This window comes from Arthrobacter gandavensis (assembly GCF_039528575.1).
GTDB lineage: Bacteria > Actinomycetota > Actinomycetes > Actinomycetales > Micrococcaceae > Arthrobacter_B > Arthrobacter_B citreus_B.
Map to the genome: position 1 here is coordinate 96,352 of NZ_BAAALV010000001.1, position 26,366 is coordinate 122,717.

The following is a 26,366-nucleotide window of genomic DNA, read 5'->3' on the forward strand; positions in this document are numbered from 1 at the left end:
GCGCATCGCACTGACCTGCCCGCTGAGGCAGCATCGTCCGGAGTGAAATCCAAGCCCTCGGGGCGGCAGCCGCTGCCTGCCGGGCTGGCATTCCGGTCCCTCCTGCCGGGCCTCCTTCGAGCCGGCCGGGATTTATTGAAAGAGGGCGGATGGCGGCTGCTGGCCGTGTATGCAGTCAGCCAGGCCATCCCGCTGGCCCTGGTTTCTCCGCTGATCCACTGGATGTTTACCCAGGCGCTGGCTTCCGCGGGGTTCCACGCGGTGACCTCTGCCGGGATTGCCACAATGCTCTCCAGCGGAGTCTCCCTCGCGTGGATTGCGGGGCTGTGTGTGCTTGCACTGCTGACAGTTTCCCTGCAGCTTAGCGTTCTGGCAGTGGCAGCGGCCCAGGTCCGCAGCGGGGCAAGCCTGCGTCCCTCAGCCCTGGCAGCCAGGCTCCTGCCCGTGATTCGGCGTCTGGCGCTACCCGGGTTCCTGCCCTTGGGGGCGTACCTGTTCCTTGTGGTTCCCCTCACGCAGGCGGGCTTCTTTTCGGTCCTGACGCATTCAATTGCTATTCCGAACTTCGTTAGCGGAGAACTGCTGAAGTCGACGCAGGGGACGCTGGTCTACGTATCGTTCCTTGTTGTGGCAGGAACCGCTGCGCTGCGGTATTCACTGGCAGTGCCGCTGTTTGCGGTAGGCGGAGTTGCCGGCGGAAAGGCGATGCGCCTGAGCTGGCGCGCGACCGGCCGGACCACTCCGGCGCTGCTGGTTGCCGGTGCCGTGGGAGTTGCGGCAGGCATGCTTGCAGGCGCCGGACTGGTGGTGCTTACACTCCTTCCCACCCTTGCCGCCGACCTGTTCTTTCCCCGTGCAGCCGCCGGCGTGGCCGCGTTTGCACTGGGGGCTGCCCAGGTTGCCGGTGTGGCCATTGCCGGCGGTTTGGTGCTCTTTGTTGCCGGAATGCTCCTGGAACTCATGGACCGCAGCATCCCCCTGCTTCCTTCCGATGTGCAGCCGGGAACGCGGAAGATCAGCCAGGTGTCCACGGCCCCGCCGGCTGAAGTCCGACCGTCCGTGGCCCGGCGCCGTCGACGCCGGACGGCTGCCGCGGTGGCTGGTGCCGCCGTCGTCCCTGCGTTGATCCTGGGCGTGATCAACCTTCCGGTCATGGAGGGCCTGCGTGATGTTCCCCGAACCCTGGTCTTGGGGCACCGCGGGTTCAGCGGCGGCGGGGTCGAGAACACGATTTCCGGCTTGAACGCCGCTGCTGCGGCAGGCTCCGATCTCGTTGAGATGGACGTCATGCAGACGGCGGACGGCGAGTTTGCCGCGATGCATGATGCATCGCTGCAGCGGCTGGCGGGGCGCCAGGATGCGGTGGGGGATCTGACCCTGGCCGAGCTGACGTCCATCACCGTGCACGACCAGTTTGGCCATGCCGACTCGATTCCCTCACTCCGTGACTATGTACTTGCCGCCCAGGAGGCAGGGCAGCCGCTGCTGATCGAGCTAAAGCTCCATGGTGGAGAAACGGAGGATTACGTCGAGCGGCTGGTTGCTGAACTCGAGTCCCTGGACGCGCTTCAGGAGAACATCTATCACTCATTGAGCCAGGAGAAGGCCGAAGAGTTGAAGCTGCTGCGGCCTGAGCTCTACGTGGGCCTGACTCTCGCTGTGGCTGGCGTTGCATCTCCGCAGACCACCGCGGACTTCATTGTGGTGGAGGAAGCGTCGTATACCGCTGCGGTCCGCGAGTCAGCGTGGGCTGACGGCAAGGAGGTTTACGTGTGGACCGTGAACGGCGGTGATGCCATCCGCAGCATGCTGCGGGACAACGTTGACGGCATCATTACTGACCACCCGGATGTGGCGCTCCGGGACCGTAACTCGATGGGGACGGATGAATTCATGAGTTCCAAGCTCTACGACGCCGTCATGCGCTTTGTCGTGATCTTCTAGCCGGCGGCGCCGCGGCAGTTGCTCTAAGCGAGGGACATAAAGAGCTTTTCCATCTCCTTGCGGTCCAGGGTGGGATCCTCGCTGGTGAGGCACTGCTCAAGGCCCGAAGCGATGATGGCGAAACCTGCGCGGTCGACCGCTTTGGATACCGCTGAGAGCTGCGTGATGATGTCCTTGCAGTCCCGGCCTTCCTCGAGCATGCGGGTTACCGCTGCCAGCTGTCCCTGGGCGCGCTTGAGGCGATTGATGATGGGCGTGGTGTCTTCACTGTCGAGCTGCATGGTGTCTCCTGTGCGGCGGTGTGCCGCTGCCGGCACGATTCATCACAATGCTATACCCCGGAGGGTAATTTGCATACCCCCTGGGGTATGCGGGATAGTGGTGCTGCTGCCGGACATCGGTCCGGAGGGCAAATACACTGCGAGGAGAAAATCATGTGCCGTGCCGTAAAGTGCCGCAGCTGCGGAAAGTCCACCTGGGCGGGCTGCGGGAATCACGTACAGGACGTAATGCGGAATATTCCCACGTCGGACCGCTGCACCTGTGACCGGAACGCACCGGCCCCGAAGGCCGAGGGTGCGGGTTGGCTGGCTAAGCTGTTCGGCCGCTGACGGGGCCTGCACTGGACGGCGCAGGCTCCGCCGCGGCGGTTCTGCGCCCTCCGGGAGCGGCCGCAGGATCAGCCGGAAAACCTGCCGGCTAAAGCACAACCCCGTCAGGCAGCTGGGGAGCATCGAACTTCTGCCGCTCACATTCGGCCTGCAGGGGAGGATACGTTTCGGCGATCAAATCCAGGATCCGGTTGCGCACAATCAAATAGGCTTCACCTACACCGACAACTCCCTTGAACTCCTTCAGTTCCTCCTCATAGGACGTCTGTTTGTGCCTCAGGTAGTTCACGGTCATCCGATCCCGCCGGGCCTGGGAGGTACCTGGTCCCGCGGGAGACTGGCTGCGGCGCAGGCGGGAATTGTAGTGGTCCAGTGCCTTCTGCTGCACCACATCCCACGGCTCAGGAACGATGCGGAGCTCCAGTGCCTGCGCAGCGGCGACCGCTTCCTTCTTCTTCGCCAGGGAACGCTCCCGGGCAGCAAGCTGGCGCCTGCGCGATGCCTCGCGTGCTTTCCTGAATTCCTCAGTAACCTCCACGGCTTCGACCCGTTCCCGGGAGTAGAGCTTCATGGGTGCGGCTTTCCGGGAAAACGGATTGCGTGCGGTACGGTCCGGCTCTGGAAGGAACACCTTGATCTGTGTATCCGTCCACCCGCGTTCTTTCTTCAAATCCCCGGCGATCAGGAAATCCTCGCTGTTGGCGGGTTTCGGACGCGGCGGATGATGCTTACCTCGGGACATTCAGGACTTCTTCGGTGGTGCGGATGGGACGCACCCAAGTCTAGTAACCGTTCCAGGCGCGGCGGCGACGGCGCCGCCCGGCAGGTGCGGAAGGCGCCGTCGTCGTTCGGGGCGGTGATGCCCCTCTCAGGAACCGTACGCCCGGGGGAGCGGGATCCCGCGCTGCTCCATGACCAGCCTTAGCCGGGTGGGATAGTCGGTAATGATGCCGTCCACACCGAGGTCAATGAGGTAGTTCATCGCAGCTGGCTCATTCACCGTCCAGGGCACGACCTTCAAACCGGTCTCCCTTGCTTCACCCACCATCTGCCGGGTGACCGAGGTGTAGATGGGTGAGATTACGTCGTACCCCTGGGCGGCGGCTGCCTTCACCGCGGATCCGTCGAAATCGTCAATATCGATCCCGCCTAGGATCGGTGCGGCACCCGGCTGCCCGATTTCCAGGGTTGCCGGAGCTGCCACCAGGGCGACCCGGACAAGACGGGGGTCAAGGCGGCCCACAAGGTTCAGGGCCGACCAGTCGAAGGACTGGATGGTCACACGGTCCGCCATACCGGATCTGCGGACCTCGCGGACGACAGCCCGGGTCAGCGCTTCCATGCCGGGACCGCCGGCGCGTCCATCCTCGACCTTGGTTTCGATATTCAAGCCGACGCCGCGCGCCCTCATCTCGCGGACGAGGGCAAATACGTCCTTCAGTTCCGCGATCCTGTTTCCTTCCACAACCTGCTGCTCCGGGTAGCCGGGAAGCTGCGCGAAACCGCAGTCGAGTGTTTTCAGCTGCGCCAGCGTCAGTTCGGTAACCCGGTCTCCCACGTACGGGAAATCCGGATCGCCGGCGGCAGCCGGTTCGGTGTCACGGCATTTTGCGGCCAGGATGACGTCGTCATGCCAGACAACGATTGCGCCGTCTTCGCTGAGATGCGTGTCCAGTTCCAGTGTGCTCACGCCCAGTTCCAGCGAATGCCTGAAAGCCGCCAGCGATTCCTCCGTGTATTCACCCCGCCCGCCGCGGTGTGACTGCAGGTCGAGCCCGGAACGCTGGACCCCGGCGCGCATCTGCTCAACCATGACGTCGAAGATGTGCGTGTCCTCGTAGAACCCGCCCAGTTTCTCCGAACCCGGACCCATGGCGGTCAGCGGAACGTCCAGGGCAGTGTGCCCGTCGGTAGTCCAGTCCACGGAGAAGACCTGGTCCGAATTCGCAACCGGAAGCGGACCGTCCTCGGCTGAGATGCCATCCCCGGACTCGTCTTCAGTGTCGTTGAAGGCCTCGATGGTCATGCCGCCGGTCTGATGGTCACCGACCACGATCAGCAGGGTATTCCCGTCAGCCTCAGCGAAGTCCCGGGCGACAGCTACGGACTGTTCAAACGCTATGCCTGCCTTGATCGTCAGAGCCGCGTCGTTGACGTGGGACATCGAGTCGATGCCCTCGTCCTCGACAAGGAGGAAGAATCCCTCACCCTCGGAGCCGCCGCCGTGGCCGCCACCGGGTCCACCGCCGTGACGTGCCTGCGATGCGGGGGAGGAGAGCAGCTCAAGAGCCTTCTGCGTCATGGTGGTCAATGGAACGTTCGGTTCGTAGATCTCCTCGACGTCATCGCCGTACTGGAACATTTCCTCGTTGGCGAAGAGGCCCAGGACCTTGGGTCCCTGTGCCTGCAGGAGACCTGCCTCGTCCCAAACGTATTCGTAGCCGTCAGCCTGGGCCTGCCCCACGAGGTTGACCGGTCCGGTGCTCTCCTCGGAAGGATCCTCAGGCGGGTTATCCGGGTGCATCCCGGGGTTCCCGGCGGGATACCAGTGGTCTTCACCGCCGCCCAGAATGAGGTCGGGCCGGCTGGATTCCAGGAACTGCCGTGCAATTTCGCTTTGTTCGCCGCGGTCGGCTACATGCGAACCGAAGGCCGCCGGGGTCGCGTCCGTCACCTGGGCCGTGGTCACAAGCCCGGTCGACTTGCCCAGGGCGGCAGCGATCTCAAGTGCCGTGGGGACCGGGACCCCGTTAAGGTCGACGCCGATTGCCCCGTTGTACGTCTTGACGCCCGTGGACATGGTGGTTGCGGCTGCAGCGGAATCGGTGACAAAGGTCTCCGGATCCGCAGAGTTGGTGTGCACCAGTCCCAGCTCGGGGAGTGAGTCCATCACGAGTTCACCCGTGAGCCCCACATGGGAAAGCCGGATGGCATTGCGCTGGGCTGTGCCCATGCCGTCCCCAACCATCAGGATGATGTTCCTGGCACCCTGGGGTTTGTCCGGCCGGGGCTTCCGGGGTCCGTGGTCTTTATTGTTTCCGGCCTGCTCCAGGCCCGGCGCCGGATCCGGCAGGTCTGCGGCCAGCCCGGTCCCGCCGCTGCAGCCGGAGAGGATCAGGCCGCCCAGTATCGCCGTCGTTACTGTCAGTTTTCCCTTGTTCATTTGTGGATTCCCGTCCCAGAGTGCGCGAGTGATGACGCATGCCCCCTCATCAAGTGCGCTCACCCTTCCGGCACGCTGACGCCAGTGTCAACCGCACCGGCGGAATCCGGCCGCCGAATCCCCGTCAAGGCGGGACGGGAAGAACCTACTCGAACCGGGACGGATCTCCCGTACCGTGCCGGACAACTTCCGCGGCACCGCTTGAGTAGTCGATGACCGTTGTGGGATCCGGTCCGCAGAAACCCGAATCCACCACGGCGTCCAGCTGGTTTCCGAGGGTGTCCTGGATTTCCCACCCTTCAGTCAGGGCTTCTTCCTGCCCCGGCAGCAGCAGCGTGCTCGAAAGGATGGGCTCTCCGAGGTCCTCCAGGAGGGCCTGCACCACCTTGTTATTGGGAATCCGTACACCCACCGTCTTCTTCTTCGGGTGCAGGAGGCGGCGGGGAACTTCCTTGGTGGCGGGCAGGATGAAGGTGTAGCTGCCCGGAGTCACGGCTTTGATCGCCCGGAATACGTCATTGTTGACCTGGACGAACTGGCCCAGCTGGGCAAAATCGCGGCACATCAGGGTGAAGTGGTGTTTGGAGTCGAGCTCGCGGATGCTGCGGATCCGGTCAAGGGCCTCGCGGTTGCCAAGCTGGGCACCCAGGGCGTAGCAGGAGTCTGTTGGGTAGGCGATGAGCCCTCCGTCCCGAAGGACGGCAGTGACCTGGGAAATGGTGCGGGGCTGGGGATTATCGGGATGGACGTCGAAGTATCTGGCCATGTGCAGAGCTTACGCTCAGTGTCCGGGCCCGTGCTGGGAACCTGGCCCCGGACACGGTTGGGAGGGATGGACGGCGCAGGCAGGACGCTGGATACTGCAGGTGGGCAGGCCCGGCAGCTGCCGGCTTGCTGCGCACTTCAGGCCCAGGGACCAGATCAGTGGATGCTCAGCAAAGGACAACGATGCGGGACCAAGGCCAGCCCAGGCGGTACACGAGGGCCGAAAAGTGGCTGATCGGCCTGGAACTCGGCACGGGAACGGCTGCCCTTGCCTCCGGCGTACTGCTGGCAGCGCGCCCTGATGGTTCCTTCCTGCACACGGGTCCGTGGATCCTGAGGCGGACGCCGTTCCGGGACTGGCGTGTTCCGGGACTGCTGCTCGCAGGAGGCTGCGGAGGAGGTTACCTGGCCGCCGGAGCGCTGCAGCTGGTGCGGCACCCGGCGGCGCCGGTGGTCTCCGGGGCAGCAGGAGCAGCATTGGTGGGACTGGAAGTCTGGGAGGCGGCCGTGGTCGAATTCCAGCTTCTTGGAGCTCTCTACGCGGCCATTGGCGGAGCAGTCGCAGCACTGGCTGTCCGCATTGCACTCAAAGACTGAAACCGGCGCGTTTTCAGCCCAGACCGGGCGGACGGCCAGCGTCGGAGCCTAGGAGCCGCCGTCTTCGATGCTGACCATCCAGCTGGTCCCAAAACGGTCCACCAGCATCCCGAACATGTCTCCCCACGGCGCCCGTTCCAGAGGCAGCGTCATCTGTCCGCCGTCGAGGAGCTTGTCCCAATAGCCGCGCAGGTCATCGCCGTCGTTCCCGCTCAGTGAGATCGAGTAGCTGCTGCCTTCATCCAGGTTCATGCTGTTGGGGGTATCCGAGGCCATCAGGACGAAGCCCTTGTCCGTGGTCAGCGTTGAATGCATGATCTTGCCGGCCTCTGACGGGTCGTCGCTGGCGTTCATGTCCGCAAAGGTGGAGCTCTCCAGCGTCCCGCCGAAAACACTTTGGTAGAACGCCATGGCTTCGGCGGCGTTGTCACGAAAACTCAAATAGGGGTTCAGCTGGCTGGGCATGGCAGTTCCTCCAATATTCTCCGGGTGTCCGGCACGGGCCGGTGTCTGGAAAAGTATGCGCTTGGCCACACCGGCGGGGAAGGGGGCTCCCGGATTCGCCGTGAAATTGCTGGCAGCAGGCCTTCAGCGGAGGCCGACATCAATTCTGTTCCTCCTGCCGTCCGGCGTAGCGTTGGAAAGTTGGGTTAGGCAACCTCATGGCAGGCAGAAACTGGATACGGAGCGCACGTTGCCGCAAGAAGGCGAATACAAGGGACAACCGGGCCGGGATGAACCGGCGGCCAAGCAGGCCCACAACCGGGATGAGGGCAGGCCGCGCGGGCTGTGGACCAGGGCTTTCAGCCTGGCCATCGCGGTCAACTTCTTCATCTCCCTGGTTTTCTATCTGCTCATGACATCCATGGCCCTCTACGCAGTGGAGCGGTTTGGGGCTTCGGACACTGCCGCGGGGCTGACCGCCGGGTCATTTGTCCTGGGGGCCCTGGCCGCCAGGATCTTCGCCGGCAAGTTCCTGGACTTCGTGGGCCGCCGCAGGATGCTGCTGGTGGGGCTGCTGTTCTACACCGTTGCCGCCCTCTTCTACATCCCGGCCGGAAGCCTGGGTGTGCTGATAACCATCCGCGTGCTTCACGGAGCCGCATTCGGTTTGGCGAGTACCGCCATCTCCGCCTCGGTCATGGGCCTGATCCCCGCGGGACGCCGGGGCGAGGGCACGGGTTACTTCTCCATTTCGAATACCCTGGCCACCGCCGTCGGGCCGTTCCTGGCCGTGCTGCTGGTGGACCGCACGGACTATGACACGCTCTACCTGGTCACCGCCGGCTGCGCTGCCGCTTCACTGCTGGTGGCGCTGGCACTGAAGCTTCCCGAACGGGCCATCACACCGGCTGAAGCCGCAGCCAAGTGGCGCATGCGGCCGGGGGATGTCTTCGAACCCCGCGCCGCGGCGATCGCGTCGGTGATGCTGGTGGCCGGCGTGGCCTACTCCGGCGTGCTGACCTTCCTGAACTCCTACGCACAGGAGAAGGACATGGTGGCCGCGGCGTCGGCGTTCTTCCTGATTTACGCCGGGATCGTGTTCATCTCACGTTTCATTGTCGGCCGGCTCCAGGACCGCCGCGGAGACAACGCGGTTGTATATCCGATCCTGGCTTCATTCGCGCTCGGGCTCGGCATGCTGGCGTGGGCGCCGAACACAGCTGTGCTGGCCCTGGCCGGCGCCTTTGTGGGGATGGGCTTCGGGGCACTGATGCCTACGGCGCAGGCGATCGCCGTTACCGTGGCTCCGGACCACCGGATCGGCATTGCCACGTCCACGTTCTTTTTGATCCTCGACGCCGGCATTGGGCTGGGCCCGTTCCTGCTGGGCCTGCTCATTCCCCTGACAGGCTTCTCCGGAATGTACGCGGTCCTCACCGCCGTTGTTGCTGCGGCCATGATCCTGTACCACTTTGTCCACGGCCGGTTCGCAGGCCGGAAGGCCACCGCCTGAGGCAGCGGCACGGCAACCGCTGACAGCACGGTCCGCAGCGGGTAGCCTGCCTGCATGGCGGCTAAAGCAACCACCCTGTCCGTGCCCGGGCCGCACGGCGTCCGTGAGGTCCGCATCTCCAGTCCGGACCGCGTGCTGTGGCCTGAGTCCGGCTTCACGAAGCTGGACCTGGCCAACTACATGGTGGCGGTCGGCGATGCCTTCACGGCAGCCAACGGCGACCGGCCCCTTTCACTCCAGCGTTTCCCCGCCGGCATTGACGGCGAACAGTTCTTCTCCAAGAATCCGCCCAAGGGAGCCCCGGAGTACGTCCGGGACGTGATGGTGGTTTACCCAAGTGCCCGGTCCCATCCGCAGCTGGTCATCGATGAACCGGCCGCAGCAGTGTGGGCGGTACAGATGAACACCGTGGTCTTCCATCCCTGGCCGTCCCTGGCCGGGGACCCGGACAACCCTGACCAGCTGCGCATCGACCTGGATCCCCAGCCCGGCACCGGCTTTGACGACGCTGTCCCGGCCGCGGTTGCACTGCGTGAAGTGCTGGCCGAAGCAGGCCTGGAGGCCTTCATCAAGACCTCCGGCAACCGCGGCCTGCACGTCTTCGCCCCGATTGAACCCGTACGGGAATTCCAGGACGTCCGGCACGCCGTCATAGCCGCCGCCCGCGAACTCGAGCGACGTCTCCCCGCGCAGGTAACGACGTCGTGGTGGAAGGAGGAGCGCGGGCAAAAAGTGTTCGTGGACTTCAACCAGGCAAACAGGGACCGAACCATGGCCGGGGCATACAGCCCGCGGGCACTGCCGCATGCACCGGTCTCCACTCCCGTCACCTGGGAGGAACTTGGAGAAGTGGATCCCCGGCAGTTCACCGTGGAGACCGTGCCGGGGCGGCTGTCAGAGACCGGGGACCCGTGGGCCGGGTTCGGCGACCGGCGGGGGAGCATCGACATCCTGCTGCAGTGGTGGCAGCGGGACCTGGACAATGGGCTGGGCGAGCTTCCCTTTCCGCCCGATTACCCGAAGATGCCCGGCGAGCCGCCTCGGGTGCAGCCCAGCCGGCGCAGGATGGGCCTGCCGGATACCCAGGTGTGAGGACCATCACGGCCACTTTTGGGAAGCTGGACCCCCGGGGCGGTGTTAACAACCTCTGGTAAGTCCGCCAACCAGAAAGTGCCCTCATGAGCAACAGCACCACCGAGATTAGCCAGGATCAGTTCGTCGTGGACAGTGAAGCCCTCGACACCCTCTTCCTGGAAGCACGCACCGCAAACACGTTCAGCTCCGAACCGGTGACCGAGGAGCAGATGCGGGCCATCTACGAACTGACCAAGATGGGTCCGACGTCGATGAACATCCAACCGATGCGCATCACCTGGGTGAACTCGCCGGAAGCTCGCGAACGGCTTGTGAAGCACATGGCCGAGGGCAACCAGGCCAAGACGGCCTCAGCGCCGGCCGTGGCTGTGCTCAGCTTCGACACAGAATGGCACGAAGGCTTCCCGACCTTCTTCCCGCACGCTGCGGACCGCAAGGCCATGTTTGACGGCAATGACGAGCTGCGCAGCATCATGGGCAACAACAACGCCCACATGCAGGCTGCCTACTTCATCATGGCTGTCCGTTCCGTAGGCCTGGCAGCGGGTCCGATGGGCGCGTTCGACGCCGCAGGGATCGACGCCGAATTCCACGCAGGCACCAACCGCCGCACCTTCATGGTCATCAACGTGGGCAAGCCCGGGGAGAACCCCTGGTTCGACCGCCTGCCGCGCTACGACTACGACGAAGTGACCACCACGCTCTAACCGCCGCCCGTCCGTTTCCGAAAGGGAACCCGGGGAGCAAAGGGCCGGCGTTTGCCGGCCCTTTTTGCTGCCGGCGCGTCTGCGTGGACACCTGGCCTTCCACGCCCGGCTCCGGTGGTGGGACGATTGCGTAGGCCGGAAAGCAGGGGATAAAGCAGGGGATATGGCAACCATTTCAGTAGTGGTACCCGTACGAAACGACGCCGCCTTCCTCCGCAGGTGCCTGCTGGCCCTTGAGCACCAGACCCGCCGGGCAGACGAGATTGTGGTGGTGGATAACGAGTCCACTGACGACACCGCTGCCGTCTGCGAAGCGGCCGGGGTCCGCCGCGTGGCCGAGCCCCTTGCGGGAGTCGCCGCAGCGACGGCCTGCGGTTTCGATGCTGCGAACTGCGAGCTGCTGGCCAGGCTCGATGCCGACTCGGTGCCGCCCCCGGACTGGCTGGAACGCATGGAGGACCTGGTGGAGGCTGCCGGACCGCTCACTGTCGTTACCGGCCCCGGAAACTTCTACGGCGGCAACCGGCTGACCCGCTGGATCGCGGAACACCTCTACATAGCCGGGTACCGCTGGTCGATGAACCTGCTCATGGGACATCCGCCGATCTTCGGGTCCAACTTCGCCCTTCCTGCGTCGATGTGGAAGCGCATGCGCGAAGGCGTGCACCGTTCAAGTTCACGCATCCACGACGATCTGGACCTGAGCTGGCAAGTGGCGCCGGATATGAATGTTCTCTGGGTGGACTCCCTGCGGGTTGGGGTTTCCGCCCGTCCGCTGGACACCTGGTCCGGACTGGGGAGGCGGCTCTCCATGGCCTGGACAACCTTTGCGGCAGACTTCCGCCAGCAGGGTCCCCTGCAGCGGCGGAGGCTGCGCAGGCAGTGGCAGCTGGAACAGCAAGCGGGCAGGGCCTAGGGGCCGGACGGCCCCGAGGCATCCCCGTAAAGTGCCAGCAGGTCGCGGGCCAGCTGGTTGGGTGCCGTCTCACAGGGGCTGTGTCCGCCGCGGTAAACCGCCAGCCGGCCCTTGATGGCCCGGGCAAACCCGGCATGGACCCGGTTGGGCCAGACATCGTGTTCACCCACCGCCACAAGCTTCGGCAGCGGCTGGGCCGCCAGCTGGGGGCGGACATCCGGAACATGGCGCATCAGCGTGATGATGTCCCGGATCGACTGCCTGCGGGTGTACTTGAAGCGCGTGCGCACAAAATCCATCCTGGAGGGCGGCACCCGAACGAAATTCCGCTTCACACCCCAGACAATGAGGTCTGCGCTTACCGGACCGGATACCAGCGGGGAGAGCGGGCCCAGGATGCTGACCGAGCGGAAGGCCAGCCCGGGTTCAGGGGGTGCGCTCATCAGCGTCAGGGTGCGAAACCTGTCCGGACGGCGCAGCAGGGCCAGCTCGGCAATTACGCCCGCAAACGAATAGCCCAGAACGTGCGCGGGTTCGCCCAGGACGTCCAGGACAGCAAGCAGGTCCTGAACGTACAGGTCATAGTCGTAGTGGCTGCGCGGAGGGGAAAGGTTCTCCGGACCGGCAGCGGCCGACTCGTACTGGCCGGCAAGGTCGTATGCCTGGACGTAGTAACCCTGGGCAGCCAGAAGCGGCATCAAGAGTGAAAAGTCCTCCTTGGAACCCATGACGCCGGGAACCAGCAGCACCGGTGTCCTGCCCGGTTCTCCCATGGCTGCAGCGGCAAGCTTGCCGCTGGGGGCGTCAAGGGCAACCCGGACAGCGCCCGGCGGCAGGACGGACCAGTCAATGGATCCAAGCTGCGAATCCAGTTCGGCTGCCGGCGGGGCGGCAGTACCGTACGCAGCGCCGTCGAACGCCTCTGGAACCTCGCCATCCGGAAGGGCCATACCTAACGATAGCCAGCGCGGGTGCCGCGGGAACCTGTGTGCACGCCTTTACAGCCCGCGGGGGCAAGATCAGAATTGCCGGAACGGACCACACACACCCATCCGAATGCTTGGCGCAGGAGACCTGCCATGGATACACCCCAGTCCCGTCCCCATCAGTCCAGTGAGCTCAAGGACCGGCACCGCAGGATGTGGGCCCTGGGCGACTACGGCAGCGTTGCATCGCAAGTGGTGCCTGAACTCGGTGCAGTGCTGGCCGTCGAAGCCGGGATCTCTGCGGGGGACTACGTCCTGGATGTGGCTGCCGGTACCGGGAATGCTTCCATTCCCGCCGCGCAGACCGGCGCCCGGGTGGTGGCACTTGACCTGACTCCCGAGCTCCTCGAAGCGGGGCGGGGCGCAGCAGGAGCACAGGGGCTGGACCTGGAATGGGTTGAAGGTGATGCCGAGGACCTGCCGTTTAAGGACGCCACCTTCGACGCCGTCATTTCCTGCGTTGGCGTGATGTTTGCGCCCAATCACCGCCAGTCTGCGGCGGAGCTGGTGCGGGTCTGCCGGCCCGGCGGAACCATAGGGCTGCTGAACTGGACGCCCGAGGGGTTCGTAGGAGAACTGATAGCCATCATGCGGGACTACCAGCCGCCGCAGGCAGCTGCCCCCGGGCCGCCGTTGTGGGGCAGGGAAGACTACGTGACCGGACTGTTCCAGGAGGGAACGGTTACCGGCTGGCGAAGCCGAAAAGAGATGGTCACCGTAGACCGGTTCGAGAACCCTGAGCACTTCCAGGAGTTCTTCAAGGCGAATTTCGGACCCGTGGTAGGCGCCTACCGGCTGATAGGGGACGATCTTGAACGCAGCGCGGCACTGGACCGGGAGCTGTCCTCCCTCGCCGAACGCCACGCCCGCAGCACCGCAGGCGGCATCGAGATGGACTGGGAATACCTGCTGCTGCGGGGAACCGCAGCCGGTTAGCAACGCGGAGACTGACGGAATGGTTTTTTCGGCGGGGCACGGCAGGGGATAAACTGCCATTGCTGTCCCGTTCCCAGCCAAGGAGTCGACTGTGCCCCCGAAACGCCGGCCCAACAAGTACGTTTACCGCTCCATCGTCTTTGCCGGAGTTGCAGCAGTGAAGCTGTTCCGGGTCAAGGTCATTCCTTCCGGGCTTGAGCACCTGCCGCAGGACGAGATTATTCGCGGACTGAACCGCACGGTGGAGCCGGGCAAGGGCGCCGTCGTCGCGATCACGCACTTCGGCTACTTGGACTTTGTCTTCGCTGAGTACCTGTTGTGGAAGCAGCTCAAGGTTCATATGCGTTACCTCGTTACCAAGAAGGCAGCACGCAAGAAGTTCGTGGCAGCGGTCTGTGACTGGTGTGAACACGTAGTGGTGGACCGGTCCAACGGGGCAGAGGCCTACACCGAATCCGTGGAGAAGCTGCACCGGGGCGACTACCTGGCAGTGCTGCCCGAGGCGGGCGTGAGCCGAAGCTTCACCGTGCGCCAGCTGAAGACCGGAGCGGTCCGCATGGCGGCGGAAGCCGATGTGCCCATCATTCCCGTTTCTGTCTGGGGCGGGCACCGGATGCTCACCCGCGGACACGGCCTGAGCCTGAAGGCAGTGTGGAAGACCCCGGTCCGTATCCACATTGGCGAACCGCTGAAGATCGACCCGGCCGCCTCTGTGCCGGAGGAGACTGCCCGCCTGCAGGAGATCCTCCAGGCCGGCATCGACGAGTGCATCGACACTTATCCCGAAAAGGCCCCCGAAGGCGCCTGGTGGATGCCCGTAAGCCGAGGCGGGTCAGCGATGACCCCCGAGGAGCAGGTGGTCCTGGACGAAGCGGACCGGGCCAAGTACAAGATCACCGGTTAGGCGGCGGGGGCTGTCTGCACGACGTCGATCACCTGGCGGAGTTCGGCACGTGCCTTCTCCGGCAGCCCAGCATCGCTGAAGAGGTAGTCAGCGCCTGACACGGGCGCAATCTGTGAGAGCCCCGTTGTTCCCCACTTGGTGTGGTCGGCCAGGACGGCGACCTGCGCCGCGCAGGAAATGAATGCCTGGTTGGTCTGTGCCTCGAGCATGTTGGGGGTGGTGAACCCGTCTTCCAGGGTCACTCCGTGGACCCCCATAAAACACATGTCAACGTGCAGCCGGCTCAGGGCGGAAAGGGCAAGGGGCCCCACCAGAGCATCGGAGGGTGTGCGCACACCGCCGGTCAGGATCACCGTCTGGCCGGCTTCATCCGCCTGCCAGAGCACGTCCGCTATGCGCGGGGAATTGGTGACGACGGTAAGGTCCTGGATCCCGGCGAGCCGCTTGGCCAGCGCGAAGGTGGTGGTTCCCGAGTTCAGCGCAACGGACATGCCCGGACGGATCATCTTTAGCGCGAGCCCCGCGATGGCCGCCTTCTCCGCAGATTCCCGCTGCAGTTTCGCAGCGAAGCCCGGCTCAAGGCTTGTTGCCGCCGCTTCCAGCGTGGCACCGCCGTGGACTTTGACCAGGGCCCCGCGGCCCTCGAGTTCCGTGAGATCGCGCCGGATGGTCATATCGGACACACCCAGGGCGGCGGCCAGTTCATTCACCCGCACCTGCCCGTCCGAGTTCAGCCGGTCGATGATCCGCTGCTGACGCTGGGCGGGGAGCATTTCTGCCATGCGTTTTCCTCTCTTAGGCTCTCAGACTGCCACGGAGGCGAACCCGAATCAACATATTCGAACATTCCGGCTTAGCCGTGTGCTGCCCAGCCAAGTGTGACTGTTGCACGTCAGTGTGACCTGTGCCATAGTGTGGGCATTCCGAGATCGCGTTGGAATCTGATCGACCATGTTCATATCTGTGAGCTTTAAGGCTCATGCTCTGCACCCTCCAGCACCTTCAGGCACTGCCATTGATTCAAAGGAGACGCCATGGCACCCCGTTTCGACCCGCGCGCAGCTTCCCGTCCGCTTTCCCCGGCCCCCTCTGCGCTTTCAGCCGCAGCAAGGGTGAATGTCAGCCGGCGCTCACTCCTTGGCGGGGCCCTCGGCCTCGGCTCCATGGCTGCCCTGAGCGCCTGCGGCGGCGGCGGATCCACTGCCGAGGGGACCGGCGCCATCACGGTGGGTTCCAACCAGTCCGACGCCGTCCCCAAGGCCGCCTACGCCAACATCATGGATGCGTTCATGGAGTCCTCCGGCGCCGACGTGAAGATCAATACGGTTGACCACAACACGTTCCAGGAACAGATCAACAGCTACCTGCAGGGCGATCCCGACGACGTTTTCACCTGGTTTAGCGGCTACCGGATGAAGTTCTTCGCTGACCAGGGGCTCGCGGGGGACATCTCCAGCGTCTGGGACCGTTTCGGTGACGGCTTCAGCCAGTCCTTCAAGGAGGCCGCCACGGCCAGCGACGGGAAGCAGTACTTCGTACCGCTGTCCTATTACCCGTGGGCTGTCTTCTACCGGAAGTCCGTTTTCGCTGACAACGGCTACACCATCCCAACCACCCTGGATGAGTACATCGAGTTGTCCAAGGCGATGCAGCAGGACGGTCTGGTGCCCATCGGATTCGCCGACCAGGGCGGTTGGGAAGCAATGGGAACCTTCGATGTCCTGAACATGCGCATCAATGGCTACGACTATCACACGCGGCTGCTGGCAGGAGAGGAATCCTGGGAGTCAGGCGAGGTCAAGGAGGTTTTCCAGACGTGGAAGACCCTGCTGCCCTATCACCAGGAAGGCGCCCTCGGACGGGAATGGCAGGAGGCTGCGCAGGGACTGCTGCAGAAGACCAGCGGAACCTACCTGCTGGGCATGTTCGTGTCCCAGCAGTTCCAGGACGCCGAAGGCGGGGAAGCCCTCGAAGACCTGGATTTCTTCGCTTTCCCGGAAATCAACCCCGAGTTCGGCACGGACAGCATCGATGCACCCATTGATGGGTTCATGATGAGCGCCACCACTCAAAACGGCGGTACCGCCATGGACCTGCTCGAGTTCCTCGGTTCCCCCGAGGCACAGAAGATCAACACGGATTCGGACAAGGGCCTCATCGCACCCGTGAACGGCGCGGACACCTCGGGCTACACGGCGTTGCAGCAAAAGGGCATGGAGCTGGTTTCCTCCGCGAAACACATCGCCCAGTTCATGGACCGCGACACCCGTCCGGACTTCGCGTCAACGGTGATGATCCCCTCACTGCAGGCCTTCATCAATGACCCGGACAACGTGGACAGTGTGCTCTCGGACATCGAGACACAGAAAAAGTCCATTTTCGTGGACTGAGAACCGAGACCAGAGAACAGGCACAGAATGAGCGCCCTACCTCCCGCTGCTGGAATCCGCAGTCCCCGCGGCCGCGTGCGCAAGTACTCCGCGCGCGACCGGCTGGTGATGGTCCTGATGCTTGGTGTACCGGCCCTGCTGGTCGCTGGGCTCATCTGGGGGCCGGCACTGGCCTCGGTGTTCCTTTCCCTGACCCGCTGGAACGGCGTGACGGATCCGGTGTGGGTCGGCGGGGAGAACTACACGCAGGCATTCACCATCTACCCGCCCTTCTGGCCGGCGCTGCGCAACAACATCGTCTGGCTCCTGGCTCTGGCGCTGATTGCCACTCCGCTGGGCCTCCTGCTGGCGGTCATCCTGGACAAGTCCATTAGGGGCAGCCGCTTTTACCAAAGCGTTTTCTACCTGCCGGTTGTGCTTTCGCTTGCCCTGGTCGGATTCATCTGGACGCTGATCTATTCCCAGGACCAGGGCCTGATCAACCAGCTCTCCGGGCTGGAGGTCAACTGGCTCGGCGACTCCTCCATCAACCTGCCGGCAGTCCTGGTGGCGGCGGGCTGGCGGCACGTCGGGTACATCATGGTGCTTTACCTCGCGGGCCTGAAAGGCGTGGACGCTTCCATGAAGGAAGCGGCTGCCCTTGACGGCGCCAATCAGTGGCAGACCTTCAGCCGCGTGGTTTTTCCGGCCATGAAACCCATCAACATCGTGGTTCTGGTGGTGACGGTCATTGAAGGCCTCCGTGCCTTCGACATCGTCTACATCATCAACAAGGGAACCAACGGCCTGGAACTGCTCTCGGTGCTGATCACCAACAACATCGTCGGGGAAGCCAGCCGAATCGGCTTTGGGTCGGCGATCGCCGTCGTGCTCCTGCTCATTTCACTGGCCTTCATCATCACCTACCTGGTGCAGACCTTCAGGAAGGAATCGGCATGAGCCACACACTCCAGGCCGGAGGCGCTGCCGAGCCGGCGCGCAACACTGCGGGGCCGGAATCACCGGGCACGCATGGCAGCAAAACCGGGAAGACCGTGCCGGCGCAGCGCACCCAGCGGGTGAAGGCAGCCCGGATAGTCCTGCACGCCTGCCTGGCCCTGTGGGCACTGATATGGCTGCTGCCGCTGCTTTGGGCCCTGTACACGTCACTGCGGCCGTATTCGGAAACGGCAGAGAAGGGCTATGTGTCCCTGCCGGACACCCTGACCTTTGACAACTACGCTACGGCCTGGTCGCAGGCGGAGCTGCCCAAGTACTTCCTAAACTCCCTGATCATCGCCGTTCCGGCGGTGATCCTGGTGCTGTTCGCCGCATCCTGCGCGGCGTTTGTCCTGGCCCGCTTCAGCTTCCGGTTCAACATCGCCCTCCTGATGTTCTTCACGGCCGCGAACCTGCTGCCCCAGCAGGTGATTATCACCCCGCTCTACCGGTTGTTCCTCTCGCTGGGGCTCTACAACAGCCAGCTGGGAATCATCCTCATCAACGTCGCCTTCCAGATGGGGTTCTGCGTGTTTGTGCTCAGCAACTACATGAGGGCACTCCCGCACGAACTCACGGAGGCCGCCCAGGTGGACGGAGCGGGCGTGTGGCGGCAGTACTCACAGATCGTCATGCCGCTGACCCGTCCGGCGCTGGCCGCCCTTGGAACATTGCAGTTCGCGTGGATCTACAACGACTTCTTCTGGGCCCTGGTCCTGTTGCGGGACGGTGACAAAATGCCGGTGACGAGCGCCCTCAACAACCTTAAAGGCGCCTTCTTTACGGACAACAACCTGGTGGCAGCGGCGGCAATCCTGGTTGCCCTGCCCACCGTCATTATCTTTGTCCTTCTCCAAAAGCACTTTGTAGCCGGCCTCACCATGGGATCCACCAAGTAGCCGGCGGTTCCACCTTTTCCAGAAAGCAGGTCCACGTGGCTTCCCTCCCGTACTATGCCGACCCGGGCCCAGGCGCAGGGTCCCTCCCTCCCCGGGCGTCCTTCGAGTCCGACCGCCCGGAAGTGAGCTTGGACGGCAGCTGGGGCTTCCGCTGGAGCCCGTCCATTGCGGGCGCGGCGGCTGACCCGGACGGTGAAGCATTTCCGGACACCGTCAATGTTCCCGGGCACTGGATGCTCGATGCCGCCAACGGCCCGCTGGTGCTGGGGGAGAAGAACCGGTTCGGGAGCCCCTGGTACACCAATGTGCAGTACCCCTTCCCTCTGGACCCGCCCTTTGTCCCGGACGCCAACGGGACCGGTGACTACCTTCGGGAGTTTGACCTGCACGGGACGGCGTTGGCGGATCCAGCCGCACTGGAGGCGGTACTGCTGCGTTTTGAGGGTGTCGAATCCACCTTCAAGGTGTGGCTGAACGGCGTCGAACTTGGCTATGCCTCCGGCAGCAGGCTGACCCATGAGTTCGACGTCACCGCACACCTGCGGCCCGCAGGGAACCGCCTGGTGGTCCGGGTGCACCAATTCTCGGCATCGAGCTACCTGGAGGACCAGGACCAGTGGTGGCTGCCCGGAATCTTCCGTCCGGTCACCCTGGTGGGACAGCCGCGCCGGGGTATCCGCAACGTAGTTGCCGATACCGGATACGACGCCGGCAGGGGGACGCTCACGCTGAGCGCCCAGTCGGCACCGGATGCCTATCCGCTGAGAGCAGTGATCGTTGAACTCGGGCTGGAGCTGCAGCTGAACTCACCCGAACCGCATACCGTCACGGTGGCCGGCGTGGATCCCTGGACGGCGGAGACGCCGCGGCTGTACGAGGTGTCCGTGAGCAGCCCGGGTGAACAGGTGCGCCTGCGCGTTGGTTTCCGGACCGTGCAGGCCGAAGGCGGACGCCTGCTGGTGAACGGTGCTCCGGTCCGGCTCAAGGGGGTCAACCGCCACGAGTTCCACCCCGCTGCAGGCCGCGCCGTGACCCGCGAATTCTCCCGCGCGGAGCTTGTGTCCATGAAGCGCCACAACATCAACGCCATCCGTACCAGCCACTACCCGCCGGCAAGCCACCTGCTTGACCTGGCGGATGAACTGGGCTTCTGGGTCATCGACGAGTGCGACCTCGAGACCCATGGGTTTGTCTTCACGGACTGGAAGGACAACCCGGCGGATTCGCCCGTTTGGTCCGATGCCCTCATGGACCGGATCCGGCGCACGTGGACCCGTGATGCAAACCACCCAAGCGTCATTATGTTCTCCCTGGGCAACGAGTCCGGCACTGGACGGAACCTTGCGGCGATGGCCGCCTGGCTCCGGGACACGGACCCGGGCCGCCCCATCCACTACGAAGGGGACCGCACCTGCGAATACACAGACGTGTACTCGCGCATGTACGCAACGGTTCAGGAATGCCGCTCGATTGCCGCGGGCCACCCGATACCGGGCATGGAACCTGCCGCCGCAGCAAGGGTCGCGTCGAAGCCCTTCCTGCTCTGCGAGTATGCCCACGCCATGGGAAACGGCCCCGGCGGCCTGTCCGCCTATGAAGAGCTGATGGATGCCCATCCCAGGTTCGCGGGCGGATTCATCTGGGAATGGAAAGACCACGGGCTTGACGCGTTCACGGCTGACGGCAAGCCGGCAGTTGCCTACGGCGGGGATTTCCTCGAACCGGTCCATGACGGGAACTTTGTCCTAGACGGGCTGGCCATGGCCGACGGAACGCCGAGTCCCGGTTTGGTGGAACTTGCCAAGGTGTTTGAACCGTTCCGGATAACCGTGGGGGAGCAGACCGTCACCGTCACCAACCGGCAGGACTTTGCAGGCTCCGGCGGCTATGACCTCGTTTGGGAGGTGCGGGACGGCGAAGGCAAAACACTTGCCAGCGGCACCCTGGCACTGCCCGACGCCGCGCCCCGCGGGCAGGTGGAGGTGCCGCTGCCGCCGGAAGCAGCTGATGCGATGTCCCTGCCTCCGGCTTCAGGGGCCGCGCTGCGGATCTCGGCGAAAACCCGGGGTCAACGCCCGTGGGCGCCGGCTGGCCACGTTGTGGCCTGGGGACAGCGGGTACTTCCTCCCGCAACGGCGGAGCCAGGTGCCGGGACGGTGCCTGAACCGGGCCTGCCGGCCTTTGCCCGGGGCGCCGCCCTGCACCTCGCCGAAGACGGCCTCCTCGAGTCGCTTCACGGAATACGTCTCCAGGGCCCGGTACTGCTGCCCTGGCGGGCACCAACGGACAACGACCGCGGAACTATCGAGCCTAACCGGGAGCTGCGCACTGAGCAGCCGGCAGGGTTCGACTGGGACGGCTATGCCGGGACTGCTCCGGGTCCGGTGACCGCCCTCGCAGAGCACTGGGAAGCCGCACGCCTGGACCGCCTCTGCAAACGGACCGAAAACCTGGACCGGAGGGACAGTGCCTCCGCCGCCGTTACCCACAGGTATTCACCTCCATCCGCCGCCGGCGGATTCAGCGTCAGCTTGGACTGGACTGCGCAGGCCGACGGGCTGATCCTCGGCGCCAGCGTGGAGTCCCTCACGGATTGGGGCTTCCCGCTGGCCCGGCTGGGACTTGTGTTCACGCTGCCGGCAGGCCTGCTGGGCGAAACGGCAGCTGTACGCTGGCTGGGCCTGGGCCCCGGCGAGGCCTACCCTGATTCCTGCACAGCCCAGCACTGGGGAGTCCACGAGCTTCCAGCCGCCGCCCTGGGTACCCGGTATCCCCGTCCCCAGGAGAACGGCAGGCGCAGCAGCGTCCGCTGGCTTGAAGCCGGCCTCTCCCAAGGACGCACACTTCGCGTCGAACTGCTGGAGGCGCCGTCCGAGGCAGGTTTCACCCTGCTTCCTTACTCAGCAGCCGAACTGGCCGCGGCTGGGCACGACGCCGAGCTCCCGGCCTCCAGCCGCTGGCACCTGGTGCTTGACGGCGGCGCCCACGGACTGGGCAGCCGGTCCTGCGGAATCGACGTGCTTCCCGAACACGCCTACACGGCACAATCCATGCACCTGCTGATCCGCTTCACAGTCAAGGGCAACACCACGGAAGGGAACCGCGAGCCATGAGCAGCGTAATACTCGAAAGGGACGGCACCGCCGTCATCCTGGACGTGTCCGGCCTTCCACAGGTCCTGCACTGGGGAGCGGTGCTGCCGGGACAGATCCCCACAGCTTCGGACCTTGCCGCCCCCGTGGTCCACTCCCGGTACGATTTCCCAGTGGTTGCCAACCCGTTGTGGCCGGCGGCAGCTGAAGGGTGGCGGGGAACTCCTCTGGTCTCGGGTTCCCGGAACCGTGCCGATGCGTCTCCCCGATTCCGGAATCCCGACGTGCAGAAGTCAGGCTTCGTCCTCACCCTGACCGCTGAGGACGCCGATACAGCCCTGCAGCTCAAGACAGAGCTGGAGCTTCTTGAAGGGGGCCTGTTGAGGATACGGAACACCCTTGCGAACACTGGAAGCGGCCCCTACCAGCTGCTGCATCTCTCGGTGTGCCTGCCTGTGGCCCCAGAGGCCGGGGAACTGCTGGATACTACTGGCCGCTGGACCCGGGAACGTTCACCCCAGCGGCTTCCCTTCGGCCAGGGAACCTGGCTGCGGGAGGGGCGTCACGGGCGCACAGGCCACGATGCCCCCGTGCTGCTGGCTGCCGGGACTCCGGGGTTCGGAAACCGGCACGGCAAGGTCCAGGCGGTGCATTTCGCCTGGAGCGGGAACTGGCGCGTGCGCGCCGAACGGACACCCGATCCCTCCAGGATGCTCGCAGCCGAGGAACTCTTCGGTCCGGGCGAAGCCGAACTCGCACCGGGCGAGTCGTACACCACGCCGTGGCTCTACGCTGCCCATTCGAACGCCGGGCTGGACGGCATCACCGCCGCCTTCCACACCTGGCTGCGTACCCGGCCAAACCATCCGCGCCGGCCGCGGCCGGTGGTGCTCAACACCTGGGAAGCGGTCTATTTCGACCACAACCTCCAAACACTCCGGGAACTGGCCGACACAGCCGCTGCCCTTGGCACGGAGCGGTTTGTGCTGGACGACGGGTGGTTCGGCGGGCGCCGGGACGACCACAGGGGCCTCGGGGACTGGACGGTCTCGCCCGAGGCGTGGCCGGAGGGGCTTGATCCGCTGATCAGCCACGTCCGCGGCCTGGGCATGGAATTCGGCCTTTGGGTGGAGCCGGAGATGATCAGCCTGGACTCGGACACCGCACGCTCACATCCGGAGTGGATCTGCCGCGCGCGCACCGAGGAGCTTCCTCCTCAATGGCGGCATCAGCAGGTGCTGGACCTGACCCGCGGAGAAGCCTTCAAGCATGTACTCCGTCAGCTGGATGACCTGCTGGCGAACCATCAGATTTCCTTCCTGAAATGGGACCAGAACAGGGACCTGACCGACATGGCATCGCAGGGCAGGCCATCTGCGCGGAACCAGACCCTGGCTGCCTACCGGCTCATGAGCGAGCTCAAGGCCCGTCACCCGCACGTTGAAATCGAAGCCTGTTCCTCCGGCGGCGCACGCGTGGACCTGGGCGTGCTTGAATTCGCGGACCGGGTGTGGGCATCGGACTCCAACGACGCACTGGAGCGGCAGCGGATCCAGCAATGGACCCAGCGCCTGCTGCCCCCGGAATTGGTGGGCCAGCACATCGGTCCGCCGCAGGCGCATACCTCCGGCAGGACACACAGCCTGGTTTTCCGGGGCCTGACGGCGCTCTTTGGGCACTTCGGGATGGAATGGGACATTCGGGAAGCCAAGGGCCGGGACCGGGAACTGCTGGCCGGACTCATTGCCCTCTACAAGCAGCACCGCACCCTGATCCACAACGGAACAGCCGTTCGGGCTGACCTGGCGGACCCCGGGCTGCAGCTCTACGGCGCCGTCGCTCCGGACCGCAGTGAAGCGCTGTACGTTTACGCGACACTGGACAGCACCCTGGACGAAACTCCCGGGAGGGCCGCCCTGCCGGGGCTGGATCCGGAACAGGGCTATAGGCTGGATCCAGTGATACTTGATGAACCGGGAACTTTCCTGCAGCGCACCCCGCCGGCCTGGCTTGCCACAGGCCTGCACGCCGGCGGCGCCTGGCTGGGCACGGCGGGCGTTCCCCTTCCCGTCCTTAACCCGGAGCGTGCCATGCTGCTGCATGCCCGCCGAACGGAGGGTGCATGAGCGCCCCTGCCATCCACCCTGAACCGGAGACTGAACCCCAACGGATGCACCTGGCCGACGGGCGGGAGCTGCTGTATTTCTTCGACGCCGGAGAAGCCCCGGCGCGTTCCCGTGCAACCCCGCCTGCTGATACCCGCCGCCTGCCCCCGCGCCCGCAAACACCGCGGATGCGCTACGACCCGCTGCTTGGGGAGTGGGTGTCCTACGCCGAACACCGCCAGAGGCGTACGCACCTGCCGCCGGCTTCGGAGTGCCCGCTGTGCCCTTCCGGACCGGAGCGTGCCACCGAGATTCCGGCACGTGCGTACGACGTCGCGGTCTTCGAGAACCGGTTTCCGGCATTCGGTCCAGGCACCGGATCCGGCGTCCATGCTGCCCAAGCGGATGCCCCCGCAGCCGGGCGGTGCGAAGTAGTGGCCTTCGCGCCACAGCACGATGCTTCGTTCGCGGGACTGACCCTGGAGCGTGCCCGTACGGTGATCCGGGCGTGGGCGCACCGCACGGCTGAACTTTCCCGCATCCAAGGCGTAGCGCAGGTATTCATCTTCGAGAACCGCGGTGCCGAGATCGGCGTGACCCTGCACCATCCGCACGGCCAGATCTATGCCTACCCGTTCGCGACCCCCCGGACGCTGCGCCAGCTTGAATCGGTCCAGGCATACCGTGCGGAAACCGGCGGTGACCTTTTTGGTGATCTCCTGGCACGGGAGCTGGAGGAGGGGAACCGGGTGGTGGCGCGCGGACGGTGGTGGACAGCCTACGTTCCCTATGCTGCAAGGATGCCGCTGGAGGTCCATCTGGTGCCGCACCGGAACGTTCCGGACCTTGCCTCACTCACCGGCGATGAACGGGAAGAACTGTCCGCGCTCTATCTGGACGTCCTGCGCCGGATAGAGGGCCTGTATCCAACTCCCACCCCCTATATCGCGGCGTGGTACCAGGCTCCAGTGGAGCATCCCGGCAGGAACTCCTACCGGATGCACCTGCAGGTGACCTCACCCAGGCGGGCCGAGAACAAACTGAAGTACCTCGCCGGATCCGAGGCCGCGATGGGGGCCTTCATCGCTGATGTCAGTCCGGAAGAAACAGCCGCCCGGCTGCGACAAACCCTTCCTCCCTTTGACGCCCGGGGCGGAGGAACGGCATGAACATCCGGGCCGCGTTCGCCGAACTCTACGGGTATGAACCACAGGGCATCTGGTCCGCTCCCGGCCGGGTCAACCTGATCGGCGAGCACACCGACTACAACCAGGGGTTCGTCTTCCCGCTGGCGATTGACCGCCGGGCCCGGATCGCCGCTGCTGCGCGGCCGGACGGAGTGCTCCGGCTGGCCACGACTGCACCGGGCAGCGACAGGGCACACATCAAGGTGGCGGAACTGGCGCCGGGACGTCTGGCCGGGTGGAGCCGTTACCTGGCCGGGGTGCACTGGGCCTTTGGGCTTCGCGGCGCGGCGGTACCAGGCATGGACATGCTCCTGGACTCTGACGTCCCGGTGGGTGCCGGTCTGTCCTCGTCTGCCGCGGTGGAGTGCGCTGCGGCCTTAGCCGTCAGGGAGCTCTCCGGCGCGGACCTGCCTGACGAAGAGCTGGTACTGCTCTGCCAGCAGGCAGAGAACGAGTTCGCCGGCGCTCCCACCGGAATCCTGGACCAGTCGGCCTCGCTGCTCTCCGAAGCCGGGCAGGCACTGTTCCTGGACTGCCGGTCGCGGGAAAGCCGGCTGGTTCCGCTGGACCTGGCCGGACAGGGGATGTCCCTGCTGGTCATCGATACGAAAGTCAGCCACGCCCATGATTCCGGCGGGTATGCCGAGCGCCGAAGCGACTGCGAGCGGGCGGCCGGGGCGCTGGGCGTGGAGTCGCTGCGGGAGGTGACCCTGCCGGACCTGGTCCTGGCGGCACCGCAGCTTGACCAGTTGGCCTATCGGCGGGCCCGGCACGTAGTGAGCGAGAATGCCCGGGTGCTCACCGCCGTCGCGCACCTGGAATCGGGGCGTCCGATCCGCGCCCTTGGGCAGGTGCTTGCCTCAAGCCACGAATCACTCCGGGATGACTTTGAGGTCTCCTCCCCGGAGCTGGACCTGGCCGTGGAAACAGCCACGGCAGCCGGTGCCGCCGGAGCGCGGATGACCGGCGGGGGATTCGGAGGTTCAGCGATCGCCCTGGTGGATGCCCGGGAGGCCGGGCAGGTTGGCGCCGCAGTCGTGCGGGCCTTCGGGCGCGCCGGCTACACCGCGCCGGACATCTTCGCCGTCGAGCCCGGAGCCGGAGCGCATCGGGATCACTAAGCGCCGCAGATCC

Annotated in this window: 22 protein-coding genes; 15 read left to right on the plus strand and 7 right to left on the minus strand. The window is 65.0% G+C overall.

The window, feature by feature from the left end; genetic code table 11:
- The first annotated feature begins 42 nt into the window (after positions 1-42).
- The gene (locus tag ABFX29_RS00530; protein ID WP_170287761.1) at positions 43-1,944 is read left to right on the plus strand and encodes a glycerophosphodiester phosphodiesterase family protein; all 1,902 of its coding nucleotides are present in this window, start codon (positions 43-45) and stop codon (positions 1,942-1,944) included.
- Between the two features lie 23 nt (positions 1,945-1,967).
- On the opposite strand, the gene ABFX29_RS00535 is transcribed toward ABFX29_RS00530, so the two are convergent.
- From ABFX29_RS00535 to ABFX29_RS00550, 4 genes are all read right to left on the minus strand, one after another.
- On the minus strand, positions 1,968-2,225 hold the full coding sequence (locus tag ABFX29_RS00535) for a metal-sensitive transcriptional regulator (RefSeq protein ID WP_152228179.1): 258 nt from the start codon (positions 2,223-2,225) through the stop codon (positions 1,968-1,970).
- A gap of 418 nt (positions 2,226-2,643) precedes the next feature.
- Positions 2,644-3,297 (minus strand): hypothetical protein, encoded by a 654-nt coding sequence (locus ABFX29_RS00540; protein ID WP_152228176.1) that lies wholly within the window; start codon positions 3,295-3,297, stop codon positions 2,644-2,646.
- Positions 3,298-3,423: 126 nt separating this feature from the next.
- Positions 3,424-5,718 (minus strand): alkaline phosphatase, encoded by a 2,295-nt coding sequence (locus ABFX29_RS00545; protein WP_246167491.1) that lies wholly within the window; start codon positions 5,716-5,718, stop codon positions 3,424-3,426.
- Between the two features lie 145 nt (positions 5,719-5,863).
- Positions 5,864-6,484, minus strand: coding sequence for an L-threonylcarbamoyladenylate synthase (locus ABFX29_RS00550; protein WP_152228174.1), 621 nt, complete (start codon positions 6,482-6,484; stop codon positions 5,864-5,866).
- Between the two features lie 182 nt (positions 6,485-6,666).
- Between ABFX29_RS00550 and ABFX29_RS00555 the strand changes: the two genes are divergently transcribed.
- Positions 6,667-7,080 (plus strand): hypothetical protein, encoded by a 414-nt coding sequence (locus tag ABFX29_RS00555; RefSeq protein ID WP_152228172.1) that lies wholly within the window; start codon positions 6,667-6,669, stop codon positions 7,078-7,080.
- Positions 7,081-7,128: 48 nt separating this feature from the next.
- Here the strand turns inward: ABFX29_RS00555 and ABFX29_RS00560 are convergent, their stop codons facing one another.
- A complete protein-coding gene (locus ABFX29_RS00560) occupies positions 7,129-7,545 on the minus strand; it encodes a VOC family protein (protein ID WP_152228170.1) in 417 nt (138 codons plus the stop codon).
- Between the two features lie 229 nt (positions 7,546-7,774).
- On the opposite strand from ABFX29_RS00560, the gene ABFX29_RS00565 reads away from it, so the two are divergent.
- The 4 genes from ABFX29_RS00565 to ABFX29_RS00580 all read left to right on the plus strand — a co-directional run bounded on the left by ABFX29_RS00565 (position 7,775) and on the right by ABFX29_RS00580 (position 11,755).
- Positions 7,775-9,037 (plus strand): MFS transporter, encoded by a 1,263-nt coding sequence (locus tag ABFX29_RS00565; RefSeq protein WP_246167489.1) that lies wholly within the window; start codon positions 7,775-7,777, stop codon positions 9,035-9,037.
- Positions 9,038-9,091: 54 nt separating this feature from the next.
- Positions 9,092-10,129: a non-homologous end-joining DNA ligase gene (ligD, locus tag ABFX29_RS00570; protein ID WP_152228166.1), complete on the plus strand. Its 1,038-nt coding sequence runs from the start codon at positions 9,092-9,094 to the stop codon at positions 10,127-10,129.
- Between the two features lie 86 nt (positions 10,130-10,215).
- The gene (locus tag ABFX29_RS00575; protein ID WP_152228164.1) at positions 10,216-10,839 is read left to right on the plus strand and encodes a malonic semialdehyde reductase; all 624 of its coding nucleotides are present in this window, start codon (positions 10,216-10,218) and stop codon (positions 10,837-10,839) included.
- A 163-nt stretch (positions 10,840-11,002) separates the two neighbouring features.
- Complete coding sequence (locus ABFX29_RS00580) at positions 11,003-11,755, plus strand: glycosyltransferase family 2 protein (RefSeq protein ID WP_152228162.1); 753 nt, start codon at positions 11,003-11,005, stop codon at positions 11,753-11,755.
- Here the strand turns inward: ABFX29_RS00580 and ABFX29_RS00585 are convergent.
- Positions 11,752-12,705, minus strand: coding sequence for an alpha/beta fold hydrolase (locus ABFX29_RS00585; RefSeq protein ID WP_152228160.1), 954 nt, complete (start codon positions 12,703-12,705; stop codon positions 11,752-11,754). The genes ABFX29_RS00580 and ABFX29_RS00585 overlap by 4 nt on opposite strands.
- Positions 12,706-12,834: 129 nt before the next feature.
- Between ABFX29_RS00585 and ABFX29_RS00590 the strand changes: the two genes are divergently transcribed.
- Together ABFX29_RS00590 and ABFX29_RS00595 are read left to right on the plus strand one after the other, a co-directional pair.
- Positions 12,835-13,677: a class I SAM-dependent methyltransferase gene (locus ABFX29_RS00590; RefSeq protein WP_152228158.1), complete on the plus strand. Its 843-nt coding sequence runs from the start codon at positions 12,835-12,837 to the stop codon at positions 13,675-13,677.
- A 91-nt stretch (positions 13,678-13,768) separates the two neighbouring features.
- Positions 13,769-14,581, plus strand: a complete 813-nt coding sequence (locus tag ABFX29_RS00595) for a lysophospholipid acyltransferase family protein (RefSeq protein ID WP_152228156.1) — start codon at positions 13,769-13,771, stop codon at positions 14,579-14,581.
- Here ABFX29_RS00595 and ABFX29_RS00600 read toward each other — a convergent pair.
- A complete protein-coding gene (locus tag ABFX29_RS00600) occupies positions 14,578-15,363 on the minus strand; it encodes a DeoR/GlpR family DNA-binding transcription regulator (protein ID WP_152228154.1) in 786 nt (261 codons plus the stop codon). The genes ABFX29_RS00595 and ABFX29_RS00600 overlap by 4 nt on opposite strands.
- Positions 15,364-15,615: 252 nt before the next feature.
- Between ABFX29_RS00600 and ABFX29_RS00605 the strand changes: the two genes are divergently transcribed.
- Genes ABFX29_RS00605 through galK form a run of 7 tightly spaced genes read left to right on the plus strand, consistent with a single transcriptional unit; the run spans position 15,616 to position 26,353 of the window.
- On the plus strand, positions 15,616-16,971 hold the full coding sequence (locus tag ABFX29_RS00605) for an ABC transporter substrate-binding protein (RefSeq protein ID WP_152228152.1): 1,356 nt from the start codon (positions 15,616-15,618) through the stop codon (positions 16,969-16,971).
- 27 nt (positions 16,972-16,998) lie between these two features.
- Entirely contained in the window at positions 16,999-17,910 is a 912-nt protein-coding gene (locus tag ABFX29_RS00610) for a carbohydrate ABC transporter permease (protein ID WP_152228150.1), read from the plus strand.
- A complete protein-coding gene (locus tag ABFX29_RS00615) occupies positions 17,907-18,848 on the plus strand; it encodes a carbohydrate ABC transporter permease (RefSeq protein ID WP_152228148.1) in 942 nt (313 codons plus the stop codon). The genes ABFX29_RS00610 and ABFX29_RS00615 overlap by 4 nt, the downstream gene beginning before the upstream one ends.
- 35 nt (positions 18,849-18,883) lie before the next feature.
- Positions 18,884-21,961, plus strand: a complete 3,078-nt coding sequence (locus ABFX29_RS00620) for a glycoside hydrolase family 2 TIM barrel-domain containing protein (RefSeq protein ID WP_152228146.1) — start codon at positions 18,884-18,886, stop codon at positions 21,959-21,961.
- Positions 21,958-24,066, plus strand: coding sequence for an alpha-galactosidase (locus tag ABFX29_RS00625; RefSeq protein WP_152228144.1), 2,109 nt, complete (start codon positions 21,958-21,960; stop codon positions 24,064-24,066). Before ABFX29_RS00620 ends, ABFX29_RS00625 begins: the two co-directional genes overlap by 4 nt.
- Entirely contained in the window at positions 24,063-25,214 is a 1,152-nt protein-coding gene (gene galT, locus ABFX29_RS00630) for a galactose-1-phosphate uridylyltransferase (RefSeq protein ID WP_152228142.1), read from the plus strand. The genes ABFX29_RS00625 and galT overlap by 4 nt, the downstream gene beginning before the upstream one ends.
- A complete protein-coding gene (gene galK, locus ABFX29_RS00635; protein WP_152228140.1) occupies positions 25,211-26,353 on the plus strand; it encodes a galactokinase in 1,143 nt (380 codons plus the stop codon). Before galT ends, galK begins: the two co-directional genes overlap by 4 nt.
- Positions 26,354-26,366 lie beyond the last annotated feature (13 nt).

Excerpts from the sequence above, each read along its gene's own strand:
- ABFX29_RS00535 (WP_152228179.1), bottom strand. The coding sequence starts at position 2,225 with ATGCAGCTCGACAGTGAAGACACCACGCCCATCATCAATCGCCTCAAG.
- ABFX29_RS00540 (WP_152228176.1), bottom strand. The coding sequence starts at position 3,297 with ATGTCCCGAGGTAAGCATCATCCGCCGCGTCCGAAACCCGCCAACAGC.
- ABFX29_RS00545 (WP_246167491.1), bottom strand. The coding sequence starts at position 5,718 with ATGAACAAGGGAAAACTGACAGTAACGACGGCGATACTGGGCGGCCTG.
- ABFX29_RS00550 (WP_152228174.1), bottom strand. The coding sequence starts at position 6,484 with ATGGCCAGATACTTCGACGTCCATCCCGATAATCCCCAGCCCCGCACC.
- ABFX29_RS00555 (WP_152228172.1), top strand. The coding sequence starts at position 6,667 with ATGCGGGACCAAGGCCAGCCCAGGCGGTACACGAGGGCCGAAAAGTGG.
- ABFX29_RS00560 (WP_152228170.1), bottom strand. The coding sequence starts at position 7,545 with ATGCCCAGCCAGCTGAACCCCTATTTGAGTTTTCGTGACAACGCCGCC.
- ligD (WP_152228166.1), top strand. The coding sequence starts at position 9,092 with ATGGCGGCTAAAGCAACCACCCTGTCCGTGCCCGGGCCGCACGGCGTC.
- ABFX29_RS00575 (WP_152228164.1), top strand. The coding sequence starts at position 10,216 with ATGAGCAACAGCACCACCGAGATTAGCCAGGATCAGTTCGTCGTGGAC.
- ABFX29_RS00580 (WP_152228162.1), top strand. The coding sequence starts at position 11,003 with ATGGCAACCATTTCAGTAGTGGTACCCGTACGAAACGACGCCGCCTTC.
- ABFX29_RS00585 (WP_152228160.1), bottom strand. The coding sequence starts at position 12,705 with ATGGCCCTTCCGGATGGCGAGGTTCCAGAGGCGTTCGACGGCGCTGCG.
- ABFX29_RS00590 (WP_152228158.1), top strand. The coding sequence starts at position 12,835 with ATGGATACACCCCAGTCCCGTCCCCATCAGTCCAGTGAGCTCAAGGAC.
- ABFX29_RS00600 (WP_152228154.1), bottom strand. The coding sequence starts at position 15,363 with ATGGCAGAAATGCTCCCCGCCCAGCGTCAGCAGCGGATCATCGACCGG.
- ABFX29_RS00605 (WP_152228152.1), top strand. The coding sequence starts at position 15,616 with ATGGCACCCCGTTTCGACCCGCGCGCAGCTTCCCGTCCGCTTTCCCCG.
- ABFX29_RS00610 (WP_152228150.1), top strand. The coding sequence starts at position 16,999 with ATGAGCGCCCTACCTCCCGCTGCTGGAATCCGCAGTCCCCGCGGCCGC.
- ABFX29_RS00615 (WP_152228148.1), top strand. The coding sequence starts at position 17,907 with ATGAGCCACACACTCCAGGCCGGAGGCGCTGCCGAGCCGGCGCGCAAC.
- ABFX29_RS00625 (WP_152228144.1), top strand. The coding sequence starts at position 21,958 with ATGAGCAGCGTAATACTCGAAAGGGACGGCACCGCCGTCATCCTGGAC.
- galT (WP_152228142.1), top strand. The coding sequence starts at position 24,063 with ATGAGCGCCCCTGCCATCCACCCTGAACCGGAGACTGAACCCCAACGG.
- galK (WP_152228140.1), top strand. The coding sequence starts at position 25,211 with ATGAACATCCGGGCCGCGTTCGCCGAACTCTACGGGTATGAACCACAG.